Origin of the sequence: Helicobacter felis ATCC 49179 (genome assembly GCF_000200595.1) — a bacterium.
Classification (GTDB): domain Bacteria; phylum Campylobacterota; class Campylobacteria; order Campylobacterales; family Helicobacteraceae; genus Helicobacter; species Helicobacter felis.
In genome coordinates this window covers 1,270,605-1,290,115 of record NC_014810.2, presented here as the reverse complement: position 1 = coordinate 1,290,115, position 19,511 = coordinate 1,270,605, and the positions used below count along the sequence as shown (strand labels likewise).

Here is a 19,511-nt window from a genome sequence, read left to right as displayed (position 1 = left end):
ACTTGGAATGCGTGATGGATTATATTGATGTGGCTTTAGTTGCTATTGTTCTTATTGCAGGTATTCGTGGTTTTTATAATGGCCTGATCGATGAAATTGCAGGCATTCTAGGAATTGTGTGTGGGGTGTGGTTGGGTTCTAGGTTTGCTAACGATGCAGGCGTGTTGTTCTCTACCCATGTGCATAATTTTCATAACACATCTATAGAAAGTCTTATCGGCTTTACGATTGTCTTAGCCGGTGTTTGGATCGCCTTTTTGATTGGAGGGGTGATCGTGAGCAAGGCGGTTGGGCTGAGTAACTTGGGAGCTATTGATAGGGTTTTGGGGTTTTTCTTTGCCTGCGCAAAGATATATCTTGTATTCGCTTTCTTGCTCTATGGGGTTTCTCATTTTAGCTTTATGAAACCTTTGGATACCTATCTGCGCGCCCACAGCCAGTTTTACCCCACCATGCAAGAGGTGGCCTCCTATGTGATGCGCCGACCTGAAGTGCAAAAACTAGGGGAAACCATTCAGAATAAAGCCAATGAAGTCAAACAAAAGAGTCAAGACGCATTTCCATCTAACTAAGAGTTTTCATGTTTAGTAATCCTTATATCCAGCAACGCATCCAAAAGGGTGATCTTCTACGCTCATTGGCGCAGAACCCTTATAACAACCAAGTCCAACGCACTCTAAGCAATGCGCAGTTTTTAGAAGCTTTTAAAACCCTCACAGAGGGGCAAAAAGACCCCGCTAGCTCCCATGCTTTAGTGGGACGGGTGCGCTTTATCCGTTTGATGGGCAAGGCTTGTTTTCTAAAAATAGAAGATCAAAGTGCGCTCGTGCAGGTGTATTTGTCTCAAAATGACTTGGGTAAAGAGGCCTTTGATAGCTTTAAAAAATGTGTAGAAGTGGGCGACATTGTGAATGTGGAGGGTTATCCCTTTGTTACTAAGACCAATGAGCTTAGTCTACACGCCACTTCTTATAAAATACTCACTAAAGCCATCGTACCTTTGCCTGAAAAGTTTCATGGATTAAGCGATATTGAATTGCGCTACCGCCAACGCTATGTGGACTTGATCGCCAACCCGGAAGTTAAAGAGGTTTTTAAAACTCGTAGCCAAATTGTGGCGATCATCCGCCGTTTTTTTGAGCAAAAGGGCTTTTTAGAGGTGGAAACCCCGATGATGCACCCCATTGCCGGAGGAGCCAACGCGCGCCCCTTTATCACCTACCACAACGCCCTAGAGGTGGAGCGTTATTTGCGCATTGCCCCTGAATTGTATCTAAAACGCCTTGTAGTTGGGGGGTTTGAAGCGGTGTTTGAGATCAACCGCAATTTTAGAAATGAGGGCATGGATCACTCCCACAACCCCGAATTTACCATGCTGGAATTTTATTGGGCGTATAAAACCTATGAAGACCTAATCGCGCTCACCAAAGAGCTCTTTGAAGAATTATTACAAGCGTTAAATTTACCCACACAGATCACTTACCAAGAGCACACCATCGATTTTAGCGCGATAAGAGTGCTAGGTTTTAAACAGGCTCTTATAGAGATTGGAGGGTTAGAAAATAGCATAGTAGAGAATAGTGCGCTTTTGCAAGCTTTCTTGGAAAAGCAGGGGGTTAAGCTGGAAGGTTTAATCACACATGGCAAATTGCTCGCTGAAGCCTTTGATTTGTGCGTGGAATCTAAGCTGATCAATCCTACTTTTATTACGGAATATCCCATTGAAATCAGTCCTCTAGCGCGCCGTAACGACACAGACCCTAACATTGCCGATCGCTTCGAGCTCTTCATCGCGGGTAAAGAGATCGCCAATGGGTTTAGCGAACTCAACGATCCCCTAGATCAATACCAACGCTTTGAAGAACAGGTGAGAGCAAAAGAGAGCGGGGATGAAGAGGCGCAATTTATGGATAGCGACTATGTGTGGGCCCTAGGGCATGGCATGCCTCCTACAGCCGGGGAAGGGATTGGCATTGATCGCTTGGTGATGTTGCTCACCAATTCTAAAACTATCAAAGATGTAATTTTATTCCCTGCAATGAAACCTGAAAATAAGGACAAACATGTCTAAAGTTTTCCATTTGGAACAGAGCGATCCAGAAATTTTTAATCTAATTGAGGCTGAGTTAACGCGCCAAAGCGAGCATTTGGAGATGATCGCTAGTGAAAATTATACTTTTGAGAGTGTGATGGAAGCGATGGGGAGCGTGCTTACCAATAAGTATGCAGAGGGGTATCCTTTTAAGCGTTATTATGGGGGCTGTGAAGTAGTAGATCAGGTGGAAAAATTAGCCATTGAGCGGGCTAAGACATTATTTAATTGCCAATTTGCCAATGTGCAACCCCATTCGGGCAGTCAAGCCAATATGGCAATCTACCACGCTTTGCTAAAACCCCATGACAAGATTTTGAGTATGGAGCTTAGCAGTGGTGGGCATTTAACCCACGCCTCTAAGGTGAGTGTTACCGGACAGCATTTTCAGGGTTTTCACTATGGAGTGAACCAAGAAGGCTGGATCGATTATGAAGAGGTGCTTAAAATTGCCCAAATCGTGCGCCCTAAATTATTAGTTTGTGGGTTCTCAGCCTACCCTAGAGAAATCGATTTCAAGCGCTTTAGAGAAATTGCCGACTCTGTGGGCGCGTTGTTGATGGGCGATGTGGCTCACATTGCCGGGCTGGTGGTGGCAGGCGAACACCCCCACCCCTTCCCTCACTGCCATGTAGTCAGTAGCACCACACATAAAACTCTCAGAGGTCCTAGAGGGGGCTTGATTCTTAGCAATGATGAGGAATTGGCCAAGAAGATCGACAAAGCCCTTTTTCCGGGCACTCAAGGGGGGCCTTTGATGCATGTGATTGCAGCTAAGGCAGTGGGATTCTTAGAGAACTTAAAACCTACTTGGAAGACCTACGCCCAACAGGTTAAAGCCAACACGCAAGTTTTGGTTGAGGGGCTTTTAAAACATGGGTTTGACTTAGTCAGTGGCGGGAGTGATAACCATTTATTACTCATGCGTTTTAAAGATTTTAGCGGAAAAGAGGCTGAAGAGGCTTTGGGAAGGGTTGGTATCATTGTGAATAAAAACACTGTGCCACAAGAAACAAGAAGCCCTTTTATCACGAGCGGCATTCGCTTAGGATCACCCGCACTCACAAGTCGAGGCATGAGCACAACAGAGTTTGCTTTTATTGCAGATAAGATTGCCGAAGTTTTGCACAATCTCAACGCAGATCACAGCTCCATTAAAGAGGAAATTAAGGCCTTGACACAAGGGTTTCAGGTCTATAATCAAGCAATTTTTTAAAGGAAGCCCATGGTAGAGATGGATTTACAGCTCATTAAAATGCAGACAAGTCATTACTATCTCAAGCAATCTGGTCTTGGAGAGCGCGTTACCTACTTAGGCCGTTGTTATTACGATAAATTTGAGCGAGTCGATGCCACTCTAACCTCTATGCTCATTCAAAAGCATTGGCGTAAGGAAATCACTCTTGCCCATAATTTAATCCTCCCTAATAATAAAGTAGAAAATATTGTTTTTGATTACAATGGACGCACTCCCGATCGTTTCTATCACAAGGCGCAGTTACTCTTGAGAGAAGAAGGCTTTATGAATTTTACCGCCTATGAAACCAGCACCCCCGGACATTTACATCTTTATGTGCATAAGGGACATACCGAACTTGGCGAGGGTTACCGCCTAGCTAAGACTCTCTCCATGAAACTTGCGCAAGGCTTGCCCAATGAATGGCGGACTTTTCCTAGTAGCGATCTCCCTCCTCAGTTTAATATTTTGGTATTACCCTATGATGTGTTTGCGAAGGAAAGAGGGGCAAGCTGGGCGCGGCATATGTAGTAGTATTTTAAAGGACATTTATGGACAACTCAGAATCTAATCAAGACTTCAATATCAATAAAAGACAATTTGATGAAGCGATCGAAGAGCACGAAAAAGGTTCTAAACTTAAAAAAATCTTGCTAGGCGGGGCTGTAAGTCTTATTATCCTAGGTGTGGTGTTGGTGGTGTTTTACAAAAGCACCCGTGAGCCCTCTAAAAACCCTCCTCTAACTCATGATTTAGGCTTACAAAAAGCAGACCCTAACACTTTTAATCAAAGCAATTTTGAGAGTCTCACTTTGGACTCATCTCCCAAAAAAGAAGAAGACAAGTTTGATCAAATTGTCAAGGACATTCAGGCCAAACAAGCTCAAAAGATGCCCGAAACCCCTGTTATGCTCCCAGCTAGTCCCTTAGACAAACCCACCCCTCCACCTGCCCCACCTACTCCAAAGGCAGAAACGCATCCAAAAACTGCACCCAAAAGAACAGAGCACAAAGAGGTTAAGACTGCCAACCATGAAAAACGCGTCTCCCATGCGCATGAAAAAACCAAGCATGAAAAAGAAAAACATGAGAAACACGAAAAAGTTGCGCACAAGACTCCCGAGAAACACCCTGTAAAGCCTCCTCATAAAACTGAGGCAAAGCCGGTGGTCAAAAAAGCACCCCCAGCCCCCAAAGAGGCTCCAAAAGTCGCTAAGGCTGAAGCAAAAATTCCACCCCCTCCACCCTCCAAAAAGCAAGAGATGCCCATCGATCATGTAAAACCTGAAAAGGTAAGCAAACCTGAAATCAAACCTGTAAATGCGGTGCCTAAAGGTTTTTATTTACAAGTGGGTGTGTTTAGCAAGATTCCTAATGTAAAATTTATGGAGGCTTTTATGAAATACCCCCATCAAATCCAAGACCTCAGTAATGGCCAAAAACGCTACCTTATTGGACCTTATGGCACTAAAAGTCAGGCCGATGCCAAGATGGAAGAAATCAAGAACAATATTTCCAAGCCTGTGCACATGGAAGTTAAGTAAGATTAGAACAACATAAAAAGGAGTCATTATGCCATCAAAACAACAAGTCAATACAGAACACGCCCCAAAAGCCATCGGCCCCTATTCCCAAGCCATTAAAAGCGGGGGGTTTGTTTTTGTTTCTGGGCAACTGGGTATCGATCCTAAAAGTGGAGAATTTGCTGGAGGAATCAAGGAGCAGACCAAGCAAGCGATGGAAAACATGCGCGCCATTCTCCAAGAAGCGGGCTTAGGTTTTAGTGCGGTGGTTAAAACGACTATCTTGCTTAAAGACTTAGAAGATTTCGCGGTGGTGAATGAAATTTACGGGAGCTATTTTAGCGAGCCCTACCCCGCGCGCGCGACTTTTCAGGTAGCCAAGCTTCCTAAAGATGGATTAGTAGAGATTGAAGCGATCGCCAAAGCATAGGGGGATTCATGCAAAAAGACATTGTCATTATTGGCGGAGGGATTGTAGGTTTGAGCTGTGCCTATGCCTTGCATAGGGCGGGACGACAGGTAACACTCATTGAGCAAAATGACGGCAGTCATGGAACTTCTTTTGGGAATGCGGGTTTAGTATCCGCTTTCAAAAAAGCCCCTCTTTCTAGTCCGGGCGTGGTGTGCGACACGCTCAAACTCATGCTCAAAGGACAAGCCCCTTTGAATATCCATTGGGGGCTCAATCCTCAACTCTATAAATGGCTGTGGAAATTTGTCAGAAGTGCCAATGCGAAGTCTTTAAAACGCACTTTGGCTTTGTTTGAACGCTATGGGTGGATGAGTTTGGAAGTCTACCACCAAATGCTAGATGAGGGCATGGATTTTTGGTTTAAAGAAGATGGGCTATTGATGATCTACACCCTGCAGGAAAATTTCGAGAAAAAGATCAAATCTTGCGCGCATTACGACCCGAGCACTTATGAAATCTTTGATCCTCGCGCCACGCTAGAATACATGCCCATTGCTAAAGAAGAGAATATTTGCGGGAGCGTGTTGCTCAAAGAAAACGCCCATGTGGATGCTAAAGAAGTGATGGAGAGCTTGCAAGCTTACCTCAAAAACGCAGGGGTGGAATTTTATTACAACGAAGAAGTGCGCGATTTTGAATTTAGCGGGCAAAAAATTAGCGGCGTGATCACTAATCATAATAAGTTTAGTGCTGATACCATCGTTTTAGCCACAGGGGCTAATCCCTACCTGCTCAAAAAGACCCATAATAACTTTTTGATGATGGGAGCTAAGGGCTATAGCATCACCTTTAAAATGCCCGAAGAACTTAAGCCTAAAACCTCTTCTCTATTTGCAGACATCTTTTTAGCCATGACTCCTCGCAGAGACACCGTGCGCATCACTTCTAAGCTCGAGCTCAACACCACAGATCCGGGCGTTGTGCGCGCTCAGATTGACAATATCAAGAAAAATTTCACCACTTTTACACGCCCCTTTGAAATGCAAGAGGTCAAAGAGTGGAGCGGGTTTAGACCTCTTACTCCTAATGACATTCCCTACTTGGGCTATGATGCGCGCTATAGCAACTTAGTGCACGCCACAGGTTTAGGCTGGCTAGGAATCACCTTTGGCCCAGCGGTAGGTAAGATCATCGCAGAACTTATTGCCTGTGGGTGCAATGAAAAGAGTGCGGATATCATGCTCTTTTCTGCCTTTTTCAGAGAATGAATGCCCTCAATTCTGCTTTAGAAATTGCCAAAGAATGGATATGGGGTTTGCCCCTGCTCATTTTATTAGTGGGCACAGGATTATTTTACACTTTCTTACTCCGGGGGATTCAATTTAGCAAGGCTGCGCATGCTTTTAAAGTGCTTTGCACGCGCGATAAACATTCCAAAGGCGACATTTCTCAATTTTCTTCTTTAATGCTCTCCATTGGCGCAACCGTGGGGATTGGGAGTATTATCGGGGTGTCTGTGGCGATTGTGATGGGGGGTGCTGGGAGCATTTTTTGGATGTGGGTTACTGGCATTGTGGGGATGGCAACTAAATACGCTGAGGGGGTGCTCTCGCTCAAATACCGCGAGGTGGGCAAGTTTGGCTACAAGGGTGGTCCAATGTATTACATCAAAAACGGCCTCAACATGCCCAAACTCGCCTTTGTGTTCGCGCTCTTTACTTTGATCGCCTCCTTTGGGATTGGGAGCATGACTCAAGCTAACGCGGTTTCTTCTATTTTATTACACCGCGCTTCTATGCCTACTTGGCTCTCGGGTTTACTGATCACAGCGATCACGGGGTTTATTTTGATGGGGGGAATCAAATCCATCAGCAAATTTAGCGATTATTTTGCCCCCTTCATGGTGTTGCTATATGTGCTCACCACCCTTTACATCGTGCTCACCCACCCTAGCGCGGCTTGGGACGCTTTAAAGTTGATTGTGGCCCAAGCTTTCCACCCCCAACCTGCCTTAGGAGGCATAGCTGGGGGGGTAAGTTTGCTCACCATTGTGCAAATTGGCGTGTCTAAGGGACTTTTTTCTAATGAGGCGGGTATGGGGAGTGCGGCCATTGTAGCGGCCGCCTCTAAGAGCGCGCACCCGGTTAAACAGGCCTTAATCACCATGTTACAACCTCTCATCATCACGATGGTCGTCTGCACCTCCACCGCTCTATTAGTGCTCATGACCCCAGTTTACCACCAACTCCATGACGCTAATTTGCTCACCTATGAGAGTGTGCGCTACTTTTATCCTAATGGGGGCTGGATTGTCTTTGCCTCTATTATTTTCTTTGCCTACTCTACAATAGTCGGGTGGGCTTATTATGGGGAGAGAAGCGTAGAATTTACCTTTGGGGTGAAATACATCATCGCTTACCGCCTGCTTTATTTGGTGGGTATCTTTGTGGGCGCGCTCACCAAATTAGAATTTGTATGGAATTTTTCTGACATCGCTAACGCGCTGATGGCCATCCCCAATCTCATCGCCCTACTCTTGCTCCATAAAGTCGTGCTAGCTGAAACTAAATCTTATTTTGCGACACCACAGGAAGCTTATGCGACCCACACGCGCTAGCTATGTAGAGATTGACACCCACGCCCTAGCGCATAATTTCCAAGTCATGCACGCCTTGTTGGGGACTAAGATGAGCGTTATGGCAGTGGTCAAAGCAAATGCCTATGGGTGTGGCGCGCTGGAGGCTAGTGCTGTTTTCTTAGAGCAGGGGGCGGGGTATTTGGGGGTAGCAACTTATGATGAAGCCCTAGAATTGCGCGCACGTTTTGCCCAAGTGCCTATTTTAATTTTAGGTTTCACTCCCAATCACATGGCCCAAGAGCTCATACAAGCCAACATTACCCAAACCCTCTTTTGTGAAAAGCAGGCGCGTTATTTCTCTGATGCCGCGCTTAAGCTAGGGCGCAAACTCAAGGTGCATATTAAAGTGGACACAGGCATGAGTCGCTTGGGCTTTTTCCCTACGCAACAGAGTGCGATCGCAATCGCTAAAATCGCTCAGCTCAAAGGCCTAGAACTAGAGGGAATTTTCACCCACCACAGCAACGCAGACGCGCTTTATAAGAATTACGCCCAAGAACAAGCCACGCGCTTTATAGAGTTTTTAGAGCAACTAAGGCGCATGGGCTTGGAGTTTAAATACCAACACATGGCCAATAGCGCGTGCGCACTGAGCATGCCCTCTTTTGGCATGAATATGGCGCGTATCGGACTAGCCCTTTATGGCTTACACCCTTCCATTTACACCCAAGATGCCCTAGAAAAAAAGGGTTTTGCTCTGCGCCATGTGCTCACCCTTAAAGCCCAAATTGTGAGTCTAAAAGACATCCCAGCCGGGAGATTGGTAGGCTATGGGGAAGATTACTATTGCACACAAACTACCAGAGTGGGAGTCTTGCCCTTAGGCTATGGGGATGGCTTTTCTAAAATCTTGGGCAACAAGGCTTGGGGGCTCTTGCATGGGCAAAAAGTGCCTGTGATCGGGGGAGTGTGCATGGATCAGTGCTTTATTGATGTGGGCGATATAAAGGCGCAAGAGGGCGATGAGGTGATTCTCTTGGGCGATCCTCAAAGTGGAGCTATGGGAGCGGGGGATATTGCTAAAATCTTAGGCATTATCAATTATGAGGCCATCACCATGCTCACCAAACGCCTCCCGCGCGTGTATTTATCCTAAAATTTTTATGCTAAGCTTCTAGCTTCAACTTTTTCATAGAGGTGTTTTATGGTGATGATGAAAACGGAGAAAAAGAGTATTTTAGAATATCTGTCTCAAAACAGATTTGTCATTCCCGTTTTTCAAAGACATTATGCTTGGGGTGAAGATCAGTGCACACAGCTTTGGGAGGACATTGTAGCGTTCTTTGAAGGGGAGGGGGGGGGCGATAGTGCCCAACTAGAAGATGACCCCTATTTTTTAGGCTCAATTGTCATGTACTCCTTTCAGGGGGCTAAGGAGCAATACATCGTTGATGGGCAACAGCACACCACAACTTTCGTTCTCCTGCTTAGAGCCATGCATGCCAAGCTCGTCAATGAGAATAACACCAATATAAAGGGAGTGATAGATAGCATACAATCCTGTTTGTGGCGTGTCGATCACATCACCAAAGAGCCCGACTACAACGCCCCTCATTTGCGCAGTGAGGCGGTTGCTGATGAAGAGCGCGCGATCTTGGAGCGTATCTTAAAAGAGGGGTTGCCTACAGAAGAGTTGATAGATGATAAAAATGCTTCCAATTACGAGAAAAATTACCGCTATTTTTGTCAGCAACTAGATGAGTTTGCTAAAAAATACCCTAATAGTTTCCATGCGTTCTGTGTATGCGTGTTGCGCGCTTGTATTGTGCTCCCCATTGGGTGCGAGGGACCAGATGGAGAAATGAGTTTAGAGTTTGCTCTGCGCATTTTTCACACCTTAAATGCCCGTGGACTTCCTTTAAACGATACCGACATTTTTAAAAGTGTGATTTTTACTTATAGGAAAGGGCAGGAGAGAGAAGCTTTTATCCAACGCTGGAAAGAGCTAGAACAGGTGGCCTAGAATTTCTCTTTAGGCAATACATGCATGTGGTGCGCGCGCAAAAAGGGGACAAGAGTCGTGAGATTGGCCTAAGAACTTTCTTTTTAAACAAACATAAACAGATGTTGCAAGATGGCTCTATCATGCAAAACATTGAAACACTTGGTCGATTTTGGCATGAGGAGGAGGTTTGTTCCAAATACAGCCTCAAATCGCTTCAATTTTATAATATTTTGGACCTCACTGAAAGCGAGTATTGGAAGTGTTTAGATTCTGCATATTACATGTATTGCCTAGAAAAGGGCAAGGATTATTTTAAGAATCACGAAGAGTTTTTGATGCGTTTGTGCGCACATCTCTTACTCTACAGCATTAGTAAAAAAACCATCAGCTTTAAAAATGTGATTTACAACGCCTACACCTCTTTATACAAAACCGGCACTATGGATTTTCACGCCGAAAGCAAAGACATTTTAGAGGGCAAAATTCTATCCGCTAGAAAAAATGAACGCAATTTCCGCAACCTTTTTAACACCTCTAGCAAATCTAGCAAGAAGCTTACTAAGGTCTTGTTGGCTCTCAACATGTATTTAAAATATCCCAAAGAGGCGGTGGGAATATGTGATCGGGCACAGATCGAGCACATCTTCCCCCAAACCACGCAGTGGCGCAGGAATTACACCGGCTGGGATAAGACTAAGGCTAAACCCTTCCTTGAGTCCCTTGGCAATAAGATGTTGCTAGAAAAACCCCTCAATATCAAAGCCAGCAATGGGTATTTTGATGATAAGAAAGTCCAATACGCTAAGTCTAATTTCCTAGAAGCCCAAGCCTTAGCCAAGCTCCCTCAAGACGATTGGTTGCAACAGGATATCGAAGCGCGCAACGAGGAGATTTACACGCGCTTACACACTTTCTTTAAGCAGTATGCGATCTAATGAGAACTCTTAGGGGCGCACCAAACACGGCGTTCTTTGCCCGTGCAGATGTCAATATTCAAACCCATCGCCTCAAGCTCTTTGGGGCTATATTTCTTTTTCGCCTTAGCTAAGTGCTTGCGCACCTGCTCGCGCATGTGCGAAAACTCTTTCCAGCTCATTTTGCTCAAATTCGCCCGCGCGCTCTGGCCAAAAGCCTTTTTAAACTCCTTTTGGTGCTCCTCATCAAGTGATCTCAAGCGTTTCACCACTTCCATGCGATAATTCAAGGCCTGACTAGCCGGCAGAGTGCCCGCGATTTTAAGCAACTCCTCATCGCTCAACTTAGCAAAATCCTGCCCCCAAGCCAGCCCCACAGCCAAAGAAGCCAATACTAAAGCGCGTTTATACATGTTTGTCCCTTTATATGGTATTGCTAAAGCATTCTAGCATGGATTGCGCACATGTAAGTTTGAGCCTTTTTAGAACTTTTAAGTTACAATGCCCCTTTTCTAAAGGCACGCCGTGATTACCAAAGACAACCTAAAAGAAGTTCTACAAGTCCTCAACTTCACCCAAGAGGAAGAGACCTACACCCACGCCTATGCAAACGGGGCCAAAATTATGGTGGATTTCAAAGCCCAGACCATTGACTATAGCCCACAAGACCCAAACTTCAAAGAGGGCGATTATCCTAGCAAGACCAATCCCAGCACGGGCTTTATCATCCACAGAAACACCACAACCAATTTTAGCTCCAATGAAAACTTTGTCTGCTTAGTGGCGGTGCATAAACTCCTAGAAAAAGGCTACGCCCCTAAGCACATCATTTTAGAGCCCACTTTTAAGGTCGGGCATGGGCAAAAGGCCTATGGGGATATTTTAGTGCTCGATCAAGAATTTAAACCCCTCGTGCTCATTGAAAATAAAACCTATGGGGAGGAGTTTAACAAAGAGTGGGAGAACATGCTAAAAAACGGGGGGCAACTTTTCAGCTACTACGCCGTGCATAAAGTCCCCTATTTATGTATATTAGCCTTTGGTTTTGAAGCCCCTACACTGCTCACAGAAAAGCATATCATTTACACCAAAGACAATGAGGACTATTTAAGACTCATCAATGCCAAAAGAAAACCTCAAGAGCAAAAGCGCGGGTTTGGCAATGAAAATAATAGCAATGTTGAGGATTATTACCGCGTGTGGAGCGAAACCTACCAATGCGAAAGCATGGACCTAGGCTTGTTTGGCAAGAACATTGAGCCCTACCACATCGGACAGAAACGCTACACTCTAAGCGATTTAGAAGTCGTGCCCTATGAGAAAATCAGCACGATTTACCACAAATTCGCCACGATTTTACGCCACCACTCCATTGGCAACTACGAAAACAGCTTTTATATTTTGGTGGATTTGTTCTTGTGCAAGGTCATGGATGAGCTCCAAAACGAGGGCAAAGATGAAGAAGAGCAAAGCCTTGACTTTTACTACAAGGGTCCAGCCGCTGATAGCCCCTTAAAATACTGCGATCGCCTTTTAGACCTCTATGCAAAGGGGGTTGAAGAGCTGTTTAAAAAAAAGGTGGTGAATGTCAAAAAAGAGGAAATCGCTAAACTTTTTGACACCGCCAAGCGTTACAAGGGCAAGTTTAAAAAAGACCTCGATGCCCTCTTTGACCAACAAAAATACTTCAACATCAAAAAATTTAACTTCATTGAGATTGAGAATGAGGAGGAGTTTCAGCTCAATTTTAAAATCTTGGTGCAAGTGGCGGACTTGATTAAAAAATTCTACATCTGTAAAAGCGAGAACAACCAATTTTTAGGCGACCTCTTTGAGGGCTTTTTAAACCGCCACATCCACCAAACCGAAGGGCGTTTTTTCACCCCCACCCCTATCACCAACTTCATCATCCACTCCTTGCCCCCCCTAACAAGCAACCCCAAAGTTTTAGACTTTGCCTGTGGAGCGGGGCATTTTTTAACCGAGTTTATGGCGCGCCACAAGGACGCTAAAGTATATGGCATTGAAAAAAACAAAGACCTCTCCAAAGTGGCTAAGCTCGCCTGTATTTTCCACAACCCCAAAAGCCCCTCTTTAATCATCTTCCAAGACGCTCTAGATCACATTCACCACACCCACAGCCAAGAATTTGAGATGGAAAGCTTTGATTATATCTTAAGCAACCCGCCCTACTCGGTCAAGGGTTTTTTAAGCACGCTAGACTCTAGCGTGATCAAAAGTTATGAGCTACACCACAGCGTAGAGGAAAAGAGCTATGAGAGCAACAACGCCATTGAGTGCTTTTTTATCGAACGGGCATGGCACTTTTTAAAAGAGGGCGGAGTATTTGCCCTCATCTTGCCCGTGAGTGTGTTACAAAAGGGAGGGATTTATGAGAAGACCCGCACTTTGCTTTTAGAGCACTTTAAAATCTTATGCATCGTGGAGCTCAACTCGCGCACCTTTGGGAGCACCGGCACGCAGACCATCATTTTATGCGCCCAAAAGCTCAAAAAGTACAGTGCAGACCTCATCGAGGCGTTGCAAGAAGTGGGCTTTGAGAACGCAGATTTGAAGAAAGACTTCGCCCAAAACGCCCTTTTAAACGCTTATTGCGCCTTTAGGGGCTACCCCCAAGAGGATTTTAAAGTCTTTTTAAAAGAGCAGAGTCTAAGTCTAGCATTAGAGAAAAGTTTTAAAGAGTATTTTGATGATTTCAACGCCAAAGAACCCAAGGTGTTTAAAAAAGCCATCCCCACCAAAAGCCAACAAAATGCGTGGTTTGAAGCCTCTAGCCCACAAGACAAGCGGGCGTATAAAGCAGAGTTAGAGCGTTATTTAAAAAGTGAGACTTATCAAGAAAGCCTAAAAGCGTGGCAAAGAGAACAGGTTTTAGCGCAAATCCACGCCCTAGAGCTAGAAAAAATGCTTTTATTTGCCAGCGTGCAAGAGGAGGAGGTGTTGATCTTAAAAAGCCCCCCTGAGAAAAAGGGCAATGCCAGCAACAAGGCTAAAATTGTAGAGTTTTTGGGCTATGATTGGAGCAAACGCAAGGGCGATGAGGGCATTAAATACACCAGCACCCAAACAGAGGACCCCGACAATCAGGCACTAAGCAACATCCAATCGGCTAAACACATCCAAACCCCCCTTTATAACCCCAGTAACCCAGATGACCCCAGCAAATTAGCCTATGCACTCAAAAGCTTTATGGGTTCTATTCTAGCAAACACCCCCCGCCCTAATTTGTTGCGCTATACCGACCAAGACCCTAATGGGTATCAGCTTTTTAGCACGCCACTAAGTGGGTTGATAGATTTTTCTAAAAGCGTCTTAGACAAAGCGATTAGTTTAAATCCCCAAAAAGCCCGCCAACAAATAACTTCTACTTACCCCATTGTGAAATTAGAAACTTGTGGCAAGTTTTTAATGGGAGGTACACCTTCAAGGAAAAACCCCCAATATTGGAACGGCACAATCAAATGGCTCACCATAGGCGATTACGCCGAATACCAAAGCATTACAGACACCAAAGAAAGGATTACAGAGGCGGGGCTACAAGCCTCTAATGTCAAGCTTGTCCCAAAAGGGGCCGTGGTGGTTTCTATCTATGCGACCATCGGCAGAGTGGGGATTTTAGAGGGGGAGATGACGACTAACCAAGCGATAGTTTCGATTATCCCTAACCAAGATTTTAGAGCTAGATACCTCATGTATGTTATCGGTTACTACAAGTTTCAGCTTTTAGATGAGGTCATCACCACTTCACAGAAAAACATTAATCTAGGCATTTTGCAAAATATGCGTATCCCAAAACCGCCCCTGCAAGTGCAAGAGCAAATCATTACAGAATGCGCTAAGGTGGAAAAACGCACCCAAGAGTTGCAAGAGGGCATACAGAGCTATCAAAACTTGATTTTAGCAGTTTTAGGGGTTTGTGGTGTGGCTAAAGACCCCAAAACCCCTCCAATCGAGCAAATCCTAAAAACCCTAGCTACCCTAAAGCTAGAGTTAGAGCCCACAGACCCCAAGTTAGAGGCGTTGAAAAACTTAGTCCAAGATTTGCCTAACCCACCAGCTGATGGGTGGGAGATGGCAAAATTGGGAGATATATGTGATTTTAGGAGGGGACCATTTGGCGGAAGTTTAAAAAAGGAAATTTTTGTCAAAAATGGATATAAAGTCTATGAGCAACAACATGCTATAAAAAATGACTTTGAAATAGGGAATTACTTTATCACACAAGAAAAATTTGATTCTATGAAAAGTTTTGAGGTTATACCCAATGATTTAATAGTCAGTTGCTCTGGAACAATCGGGAAAATTGCCATAGTGCCAAGCAACGCAAAGCAAGGTATTATCAATCAAGCTCTCTTGAGACTAAGACTAAAAAATGGCAGGACAAATAGCAAGACACTAAAAATAATCCTAGATAATCTCAATAACCCTTTTAATGAAAGAGCACATGGTGTTGCCTTAAAAAATGTGGCAAATATTGAAGTTTTAAAACAAATACAAATCCCCCTCCCACCCCTAGAGGCACAAGAGCAAATTATGAGCGTATTGACCCAAATCGAGCAAGAAATCGCCCGGCTCGATGATGAGATCGCTAGCCTTGAGGGCAAAGAACAAGAAATCTTAAAGGAGTTTCTTAGGCTAAGCAGAGAGAGAGAGAGAGAGAGATCGCAAAAACCTAAAGTAATCTTAGAAAAACTAGAGCGCGCCAAAGCCCTCAAAGAGTCCTATCTTGCCCTTCTAACCCACGCCCTAGAAAAAGCAGGGCTAAAACCCACCCTAGCCACGCTTTTAGACAATCTACCCACACCCCCCGCCAGCGGGTGGGATTTGGTGAAGTTAGGAGCGGTGTGTCAAATTCTCATCGGAGGCACGCCCTCAAGGAAAAAACCCGAATATTTTAAGGGCACGCATTTATGGGTATCCATTGCTGAAATGGACGGGCAAGTCATCACCAACACAAAAGAGAAAATTACAGACGAGGCAATCAAGGTTTCTAATGTCAAGTTAATCCCAAAAGGCACAACGCTTTTAAGCTTTAAACTCAGCATTGGCAAAGTCGCTCTAGCAGGTAAGGACTTATACACTAATGAAGCCATAGCGGGCTTAATTCCCAAAGATAACCAAGTTTTAGACCGCTTTTTATTCGCATTGTTTAAAGGCGGGGCAATCAATTTAGATTTAAAGGGAAATAATGCTTTTGGCAAAAGTTTAAATTCTCAGACTTTAAATGATGAGGTAAAAATCCCCCTCCCACCCTTGCAGGAGCAAGAGCAAATCGTGGACGTGATTGCCAAGATCGAGCAAGAGCGCACCGCCCTAGAAAACGCTATGAAGTCTTTAAAGGGACAGCAGGAAGCCACTTTAAAAAAATATCTGAACCCAGACATGTAACCATGCCCACAAAAACCCAAGCAACCCCCAACTTCTGCTATAATCCCCCTATGCAAAACTTTAAGAAAATTTTACTCATTGGATCGGGTCCCATTGTTATAGGGCAGGCGTGCGAGTTTGACTACTCCTCTAGCATCGCCCTTAAAACGCTTAAAAATTTGGGCTATGAGGTGGTGCTACTTAATTCTAACCCCATCACCATCAACACGGATAAAGCCCTAGCCTATAAAACCTATATTGAGCCCATTAACACGCAAAATGTGCTTAAAATTGTCGAGCAGGAGGGCATAGAGGCGATCTTGCCCACAATGGGGGGGCAGACTGCGCTTAATATCATGGTGGAGTTGCACCAGCAGGGGCATTTTGAGGGCGCTTTAAAACATGTCAAACTCTTAGGGGCTAAGATTGAGAGCATTTTAAAGGCAGAAGATCGGCGGGCGTTTAAAGAGTGCATGCTAAATATCGGGTTGGACTTACCCAAAGGGGGGTATGCCTACAGCGAGGAGGAGGCTTTAGGCGTGGTCAAGGAGGTGGGTTTTCCTTGTATTATCCGCTCAAGCTTTACTTTGGGCGGGGAGGGGAGTTCTGTCGCCTTTAATATTGAGGAGTTTAGGGACTTAGCCAAATTCGCCCTAGAAGCCTCGCCCATTAGCGAGATTTTGATTGAGGAGAGTTTATTAGGCTGTAAAGAGTTTGAAATGGAGGTGGTGCGCGATTGCAAGGATAATTGCGTGATTGTGTGCTGTATTGAAAATGTCGATCCGATGGGAATCCACACGGGCGATAGTATCACCATTGCCCCCGCCTTGACTTTGACAGATAAAGAATACCAACGCATGCGCGATGCCAGCTTTGCGGTGTTGCGCGCGGTGGGCGTGGATACGGGGGGGGCGAATGTGCAGTTTGCGATCAAAGATCGGCGTTTGTTAGTCATTGAAATGAACCCTAGAGTTAGTAGAAGCTCCGCGCTTGCTAGCAAGGCAACCTTGTTTCCTATCGCCAAAGTCGCCACGCTTTTAGCTCTAGGGCACACGCTAGAAGAGATACAAAATGACATCACCCAGAGCACGACCTGCTTTGAGCCCACGCTCGATTACATCATCACCAAGATTCCGCATTTTGACTTTGAGAAATTCCCCCAAGTGGATACAACTTTAGGGACTTCTATGAAGAGCATAGGCGAGGTGATGGGCATTGGGGGGAGCTTTAAAGAGAGCTTAATGAAAGCCTTAGAGAGTGATTATCTCTTAAAAAATCTGCGCGCCTTTTTAGAACAACCCCTAGATTTGGAGTTTCTTAAAAAAGAGTTGCGCCGCCCCAATCCTAAACGCCTTTTGTATGCTATGCATGCCTTTAGCGATGGCTTAAGTGTTAATGAGGTGCATGATCTATGCTACATTGACCCCTACTTTTTAAACGAGATCAAAGAAATCGTGCAAGCCCTTTTAGAATTAAGAGAAGCTAACAAACAAGCCCTGCTTAGCGACAAACAAGCCTTATTTAAACTTAAAAGCATGGGTCTAAGCGATGCACTGATCGCTAGCTTTTTAGGCGTGAGTGAGCTAGAGGTGCGCCAAGCCAGAGAGGCTTTAGACTTGCACCCTAAGATGTATCAAGTGGATTTGAGCGCCAATGAGTTTAAAAGCCCCACGCCCTACCTATATAGCACCTACGCCCCTTTTTTTCCCAGCCACAAAGCCCCTCCTAAATCCACACGCCAAAAGGTCATACTCATCGGATCAAGTGCCAATAAAATCGGGGTGGGGATGGAGTTTGACTATGCCCTAACTCACGCCAGCCTCGCACTTAAAAAAATGGGCTTAAGCCCTATTATTATTAACAATAATCCCGAAACCATCAGCACCGACCACGACACCAGCGACACGCTTTACTTTGAACCCATTACTTTAGAACATGTCTTAGAGATTGTGGCGCGCGAAAGAGATCATTTATTAGGCGTGGTGGTGGGCTTTGGGGGGCAAACCCCGCTTAAAATCGCCAAAGACTTAGAAGCCCTAAATATCCCCTTGCTAGGCACAGCCTTTAAAAACATTGAGATCGCCGAAGAGCGGGATTTATGCCACAAACTCTTAGATAGCCTCAATATCGCCTACCCCAAAGGGTTATGCGCTAACTCTAAAGAACAGGCTTTAGAATGCTTAGAAAATCTAGAATTGCCCCTTATCCTGCGCCCCAGTTTTGTGCTAGGAGGGGCTAAAATGCGTATTTTACGCAGTAAGCAAGAATGCCTAGACTACATAGAAAGTTATAATTTTGAAACCAGTCTTTTAATGGATAACTTCCTAGAGGACGCGCTAGAGCTAGATGTAGATGCCATTTGTGATTTAAAAAGTGTGTTTGTGTGTAGTGTGTTAGAACATATCGAGCCTGCTGGGATTCACTCCGGGGATAGTACTTGTTTTATCCCCCCAAGCCTAAATCCTCAAGTGTTAGAAGAAGTCTATAGTCAGACTCAAAAAATCGCTTTGGGCTTGCAGGTTTTGGGGCTGGTGAATATCCAATTTGCCTATAAAAATAACCAGTTATTCGTGCTAGAGATCAACCCGCGTTGCTCGCGCACTATCCCCTTTGTCTCTAAGGCTTTGGGATTAGACCTTGCGGCAATGGCCATTAGTGTGGTGGTGGGACAGAAGCTAGACACACGGGGCTTAGAATCTAAGGGCGCGGGGGTATTTGTGCCTAAGCCCTTGAATTATGTCTTTGTCAAAGAGAGTGTATTTCCTTTTAATAAACTTTATGGAGCGGATTTAGTGCTAGGACCTGAGATGAAGAGCACGGGCGAGGTGGCTGGTGTAGGGCGCACTTTGGCTGAAGCCTTTTATAAATCCCAACTGGCTTGTAATAACCCTATTAAGCTCTCAGGCAATCTCTTTGTGTCCTTGAAGGATGGCGACAAACAAAGGGCAATGCCCTTAATGCGCGCTTTTGTGAGTTTGGGTTTTAAGCTGTATGCTACTACCGGCACGCATAAAGCCCTGCAAGCTGAAGGCTTAGAGAGCGTGCAGGTGCTTAAAATCTCTGAGGGACGGCCTAATATTTCAGATTTCATGCTAAATCAGCAGATAGACATGGCGATTAACACCAGCGATCGACTCAATGAGGATTCTAAAATTATCCGCATGCAAGTGTTGAAAAATAAAATCTCCTACTTCACCACTCTTAAAGCGGTCGAAAAGGTGCTTTTAAGTTTGTTAGAATATTCTAAATTTAGCCACAATCCCTCGATGAGTTTGCAGGAATTACAGGGAGGCTAAGCGTGGCTTAGACTCAAAACAAAGTTTAGATTAAAAAGCAGATATTGGGATGTAAGGACAAAATTT

At 44.9% G+C, this 19,511-nt stretch carries 14 protein-coding genes; 13 read left to right on the top strand and 1 reads right to left on the bottom strand.

Going from position 1 to position 19,511, the window contains the following annotated elements:
• Positions 1-14 precede the first annotated feature (14 nt).
• Genes HFELIS_RS06495 through HFELIS_RS09365 form a run of 11 tightly spaced genes read left to right on the top strand, consistent with a single transcriptional unit; the run spans position 15 to position 10,782 of the window.
• Positions 15-572, top strand: a complete 558-nt coding sequence (locus tag HFELIS_RS06495; protein WP_013469749.1) for a CvpA family protein — start codon at positions 15-17, stop codon at positions 570-572.
• Positions 573-580: 8 nt separating this feature from the next.
• Complete coding sequence (gene lysS, locus HFELIS_RS06490; protein ID WP_013469748.1) at positions 581-2,071, top strand: lysine--tRNA ligase; 1,491 nt, start codon at positions 581-583, stop codon at positions 2,069-2,071.
• A complete protein-coding gene (locus HFELIS_RS06485; RefSeq protein WP_013469747.1) occupies positions 2,064-3,308 on the top strand; it encodes a serine hydroxymethyltransferase in 1,245 nt (414 codons plus the stop codon). The genes lysS and HFELIS_RS06485 overlap by 8 nt, the downstream gene beginning before the upstream one ends.
• Positions 3,309-3,317: 9 nt before the next feature.
• Positions 3,318-3,860, top strand: a complete 543-nt coding sequence (locus HFELIS_RS06480; protein ID WP_013469746.1) for a DUF1882 domain-containing protein — start codon at positions 3,318-3,320, stop codon at positions 3,858-3,860.
• A gap of 20 nt (positions 3,861-3,880) precedes the next feature.
• Positions 3,881-4,873: an SPOR domain-containing protein gene (locus HFELIS_RS06475; protein WP_013469745.1), complete on the top strand. Its 993-nt coding sequence runs from the start codon at positions 3,881-3,883 to the stop codon at positions 4,871-4,873.
• Positions 4,874-4,901: 28 nt separating this feature from the next.
• Positions 4,902-5,282, top strand: coding sequence for a RidA family protein (locus HFELIS_RS06470; protein ID WP_013469744.1), 381 nt, complete (start codon positions 4,902-4,904; stop codon positions 5,280-5,282).
• A gap of 8 nt (positions 5,283-5,290) precedes the next feature.
• Complete coding sequence (locus HFELIS_RS06465) at positions 5,291-6,532, top strand: NAD(P)/FAD-dependent oxidoreductase (RefSeq protein WP_013469743.1); 1,242 nt, start codon at positions 5,291-5,293, stop codon at positions 6,530-6,532.
• Positions 6,529-7,881, top strand: a complete 1,353-nt coding sequence (locus tag HFELIS_RS06460; RefSeq protein WP_013469742.1) for an alanine/glycine:cation symporter family protein — start codon at positions 6,529-6,531, stop codon at positions 7,879-7,881. The genes HFELIS_RS06465 and HFELIS_RS06460 overlap by 4 nt, the downstream gene beginning before the upstream one ends.
• The gene (gene alr, locus HFELIS_RS06455) at positions 7,862-8,998 is read left to right on the top strand and encodes an alanine racemase (RefSeq protein ID WP_013469741.1); all 1,137 of its coding nucleotides are present in this window, start codon (positions 7,862-7,864) and stop codon (positions 8,996-8,998) included. The genes HFELIS_RS06460 and alr overlap by 20 nt, the downstream gene beginning before the upstream one ends.
• A 48-nt stretch (positions 8,999-9,046) precedes the next feature.
• Positions 9,047-9,865: a DUF262 domain-containing protein gene (locus tag HFELIS_RS09370; RefSeq protein WP_013469740.1), complete on the top strand. Its 819-nt coding sequence runs from the start codon at positions 9,047-9,049 to the stop codon at positions 9,863-9,865.
• 20 nt (positions 9,866-9,885) lie between these two features.
• Positions 9,886-10,782: an HNH endonuclease family protein gene (locus HFELIS_RS09365; protein ID WP_013469739.1), complete on the top strand. Its 897-nt coding sequence runs from the start codon at positions 9,886-9,888 to the stop codon at positions 10,780-10,782.
• Here the strand turns inward: HFELIS_RS09365 and HFELIS_RS06445 are convergent.
• Positions 10,779-11,174: a DUF1104 domain-containing protein gene (locus HFELIS_RS06445; protein ID WP_013469738.1), complete on the bottom strand. Its 396-nt coding sequence runs from the start codon at positions 11,172-11,174 to the stop codon at positions 10,779-10,781. The genes HFELIS_RS09365 and HFELIS_RS06445 overlap by 4 nt on opposite strands.
• 112 nt (positions 11,175-11,286) lie before the next feature.
• On the opposite strand from HFELIS_RS06445, the gene HFELIS_RS06440 reads away from it, so the two are divergent.
• Together HFELIS_RS06440 and carB are read left to right on the top strand one after the other, a co-directional pair.
• Positions 11,287-16,170, top strand: a complete 4,884-nt coding sequence (locus HFELIS_RS06440) for a restriction endonuclease subunit S (protein WP_013469737.1) — start codon at positions 11,287-11,289, stop codon at positions 16,168-16,170.
• A gap of 2 nt (positions 16,171-16,172) precedes the next feature.
• Entirely contained in the window at positions 16,173-19,445 is a 3,273-nt protein-coding gene (gene carB, locus HFELIS_RS06435; RefSeq protein WP_013469736.1) for a carbamoyl-phosphate synthase large subunit, read from the top strand.
• Positions 19,446-19,511 lie beyond the last annotated feature (66 nt).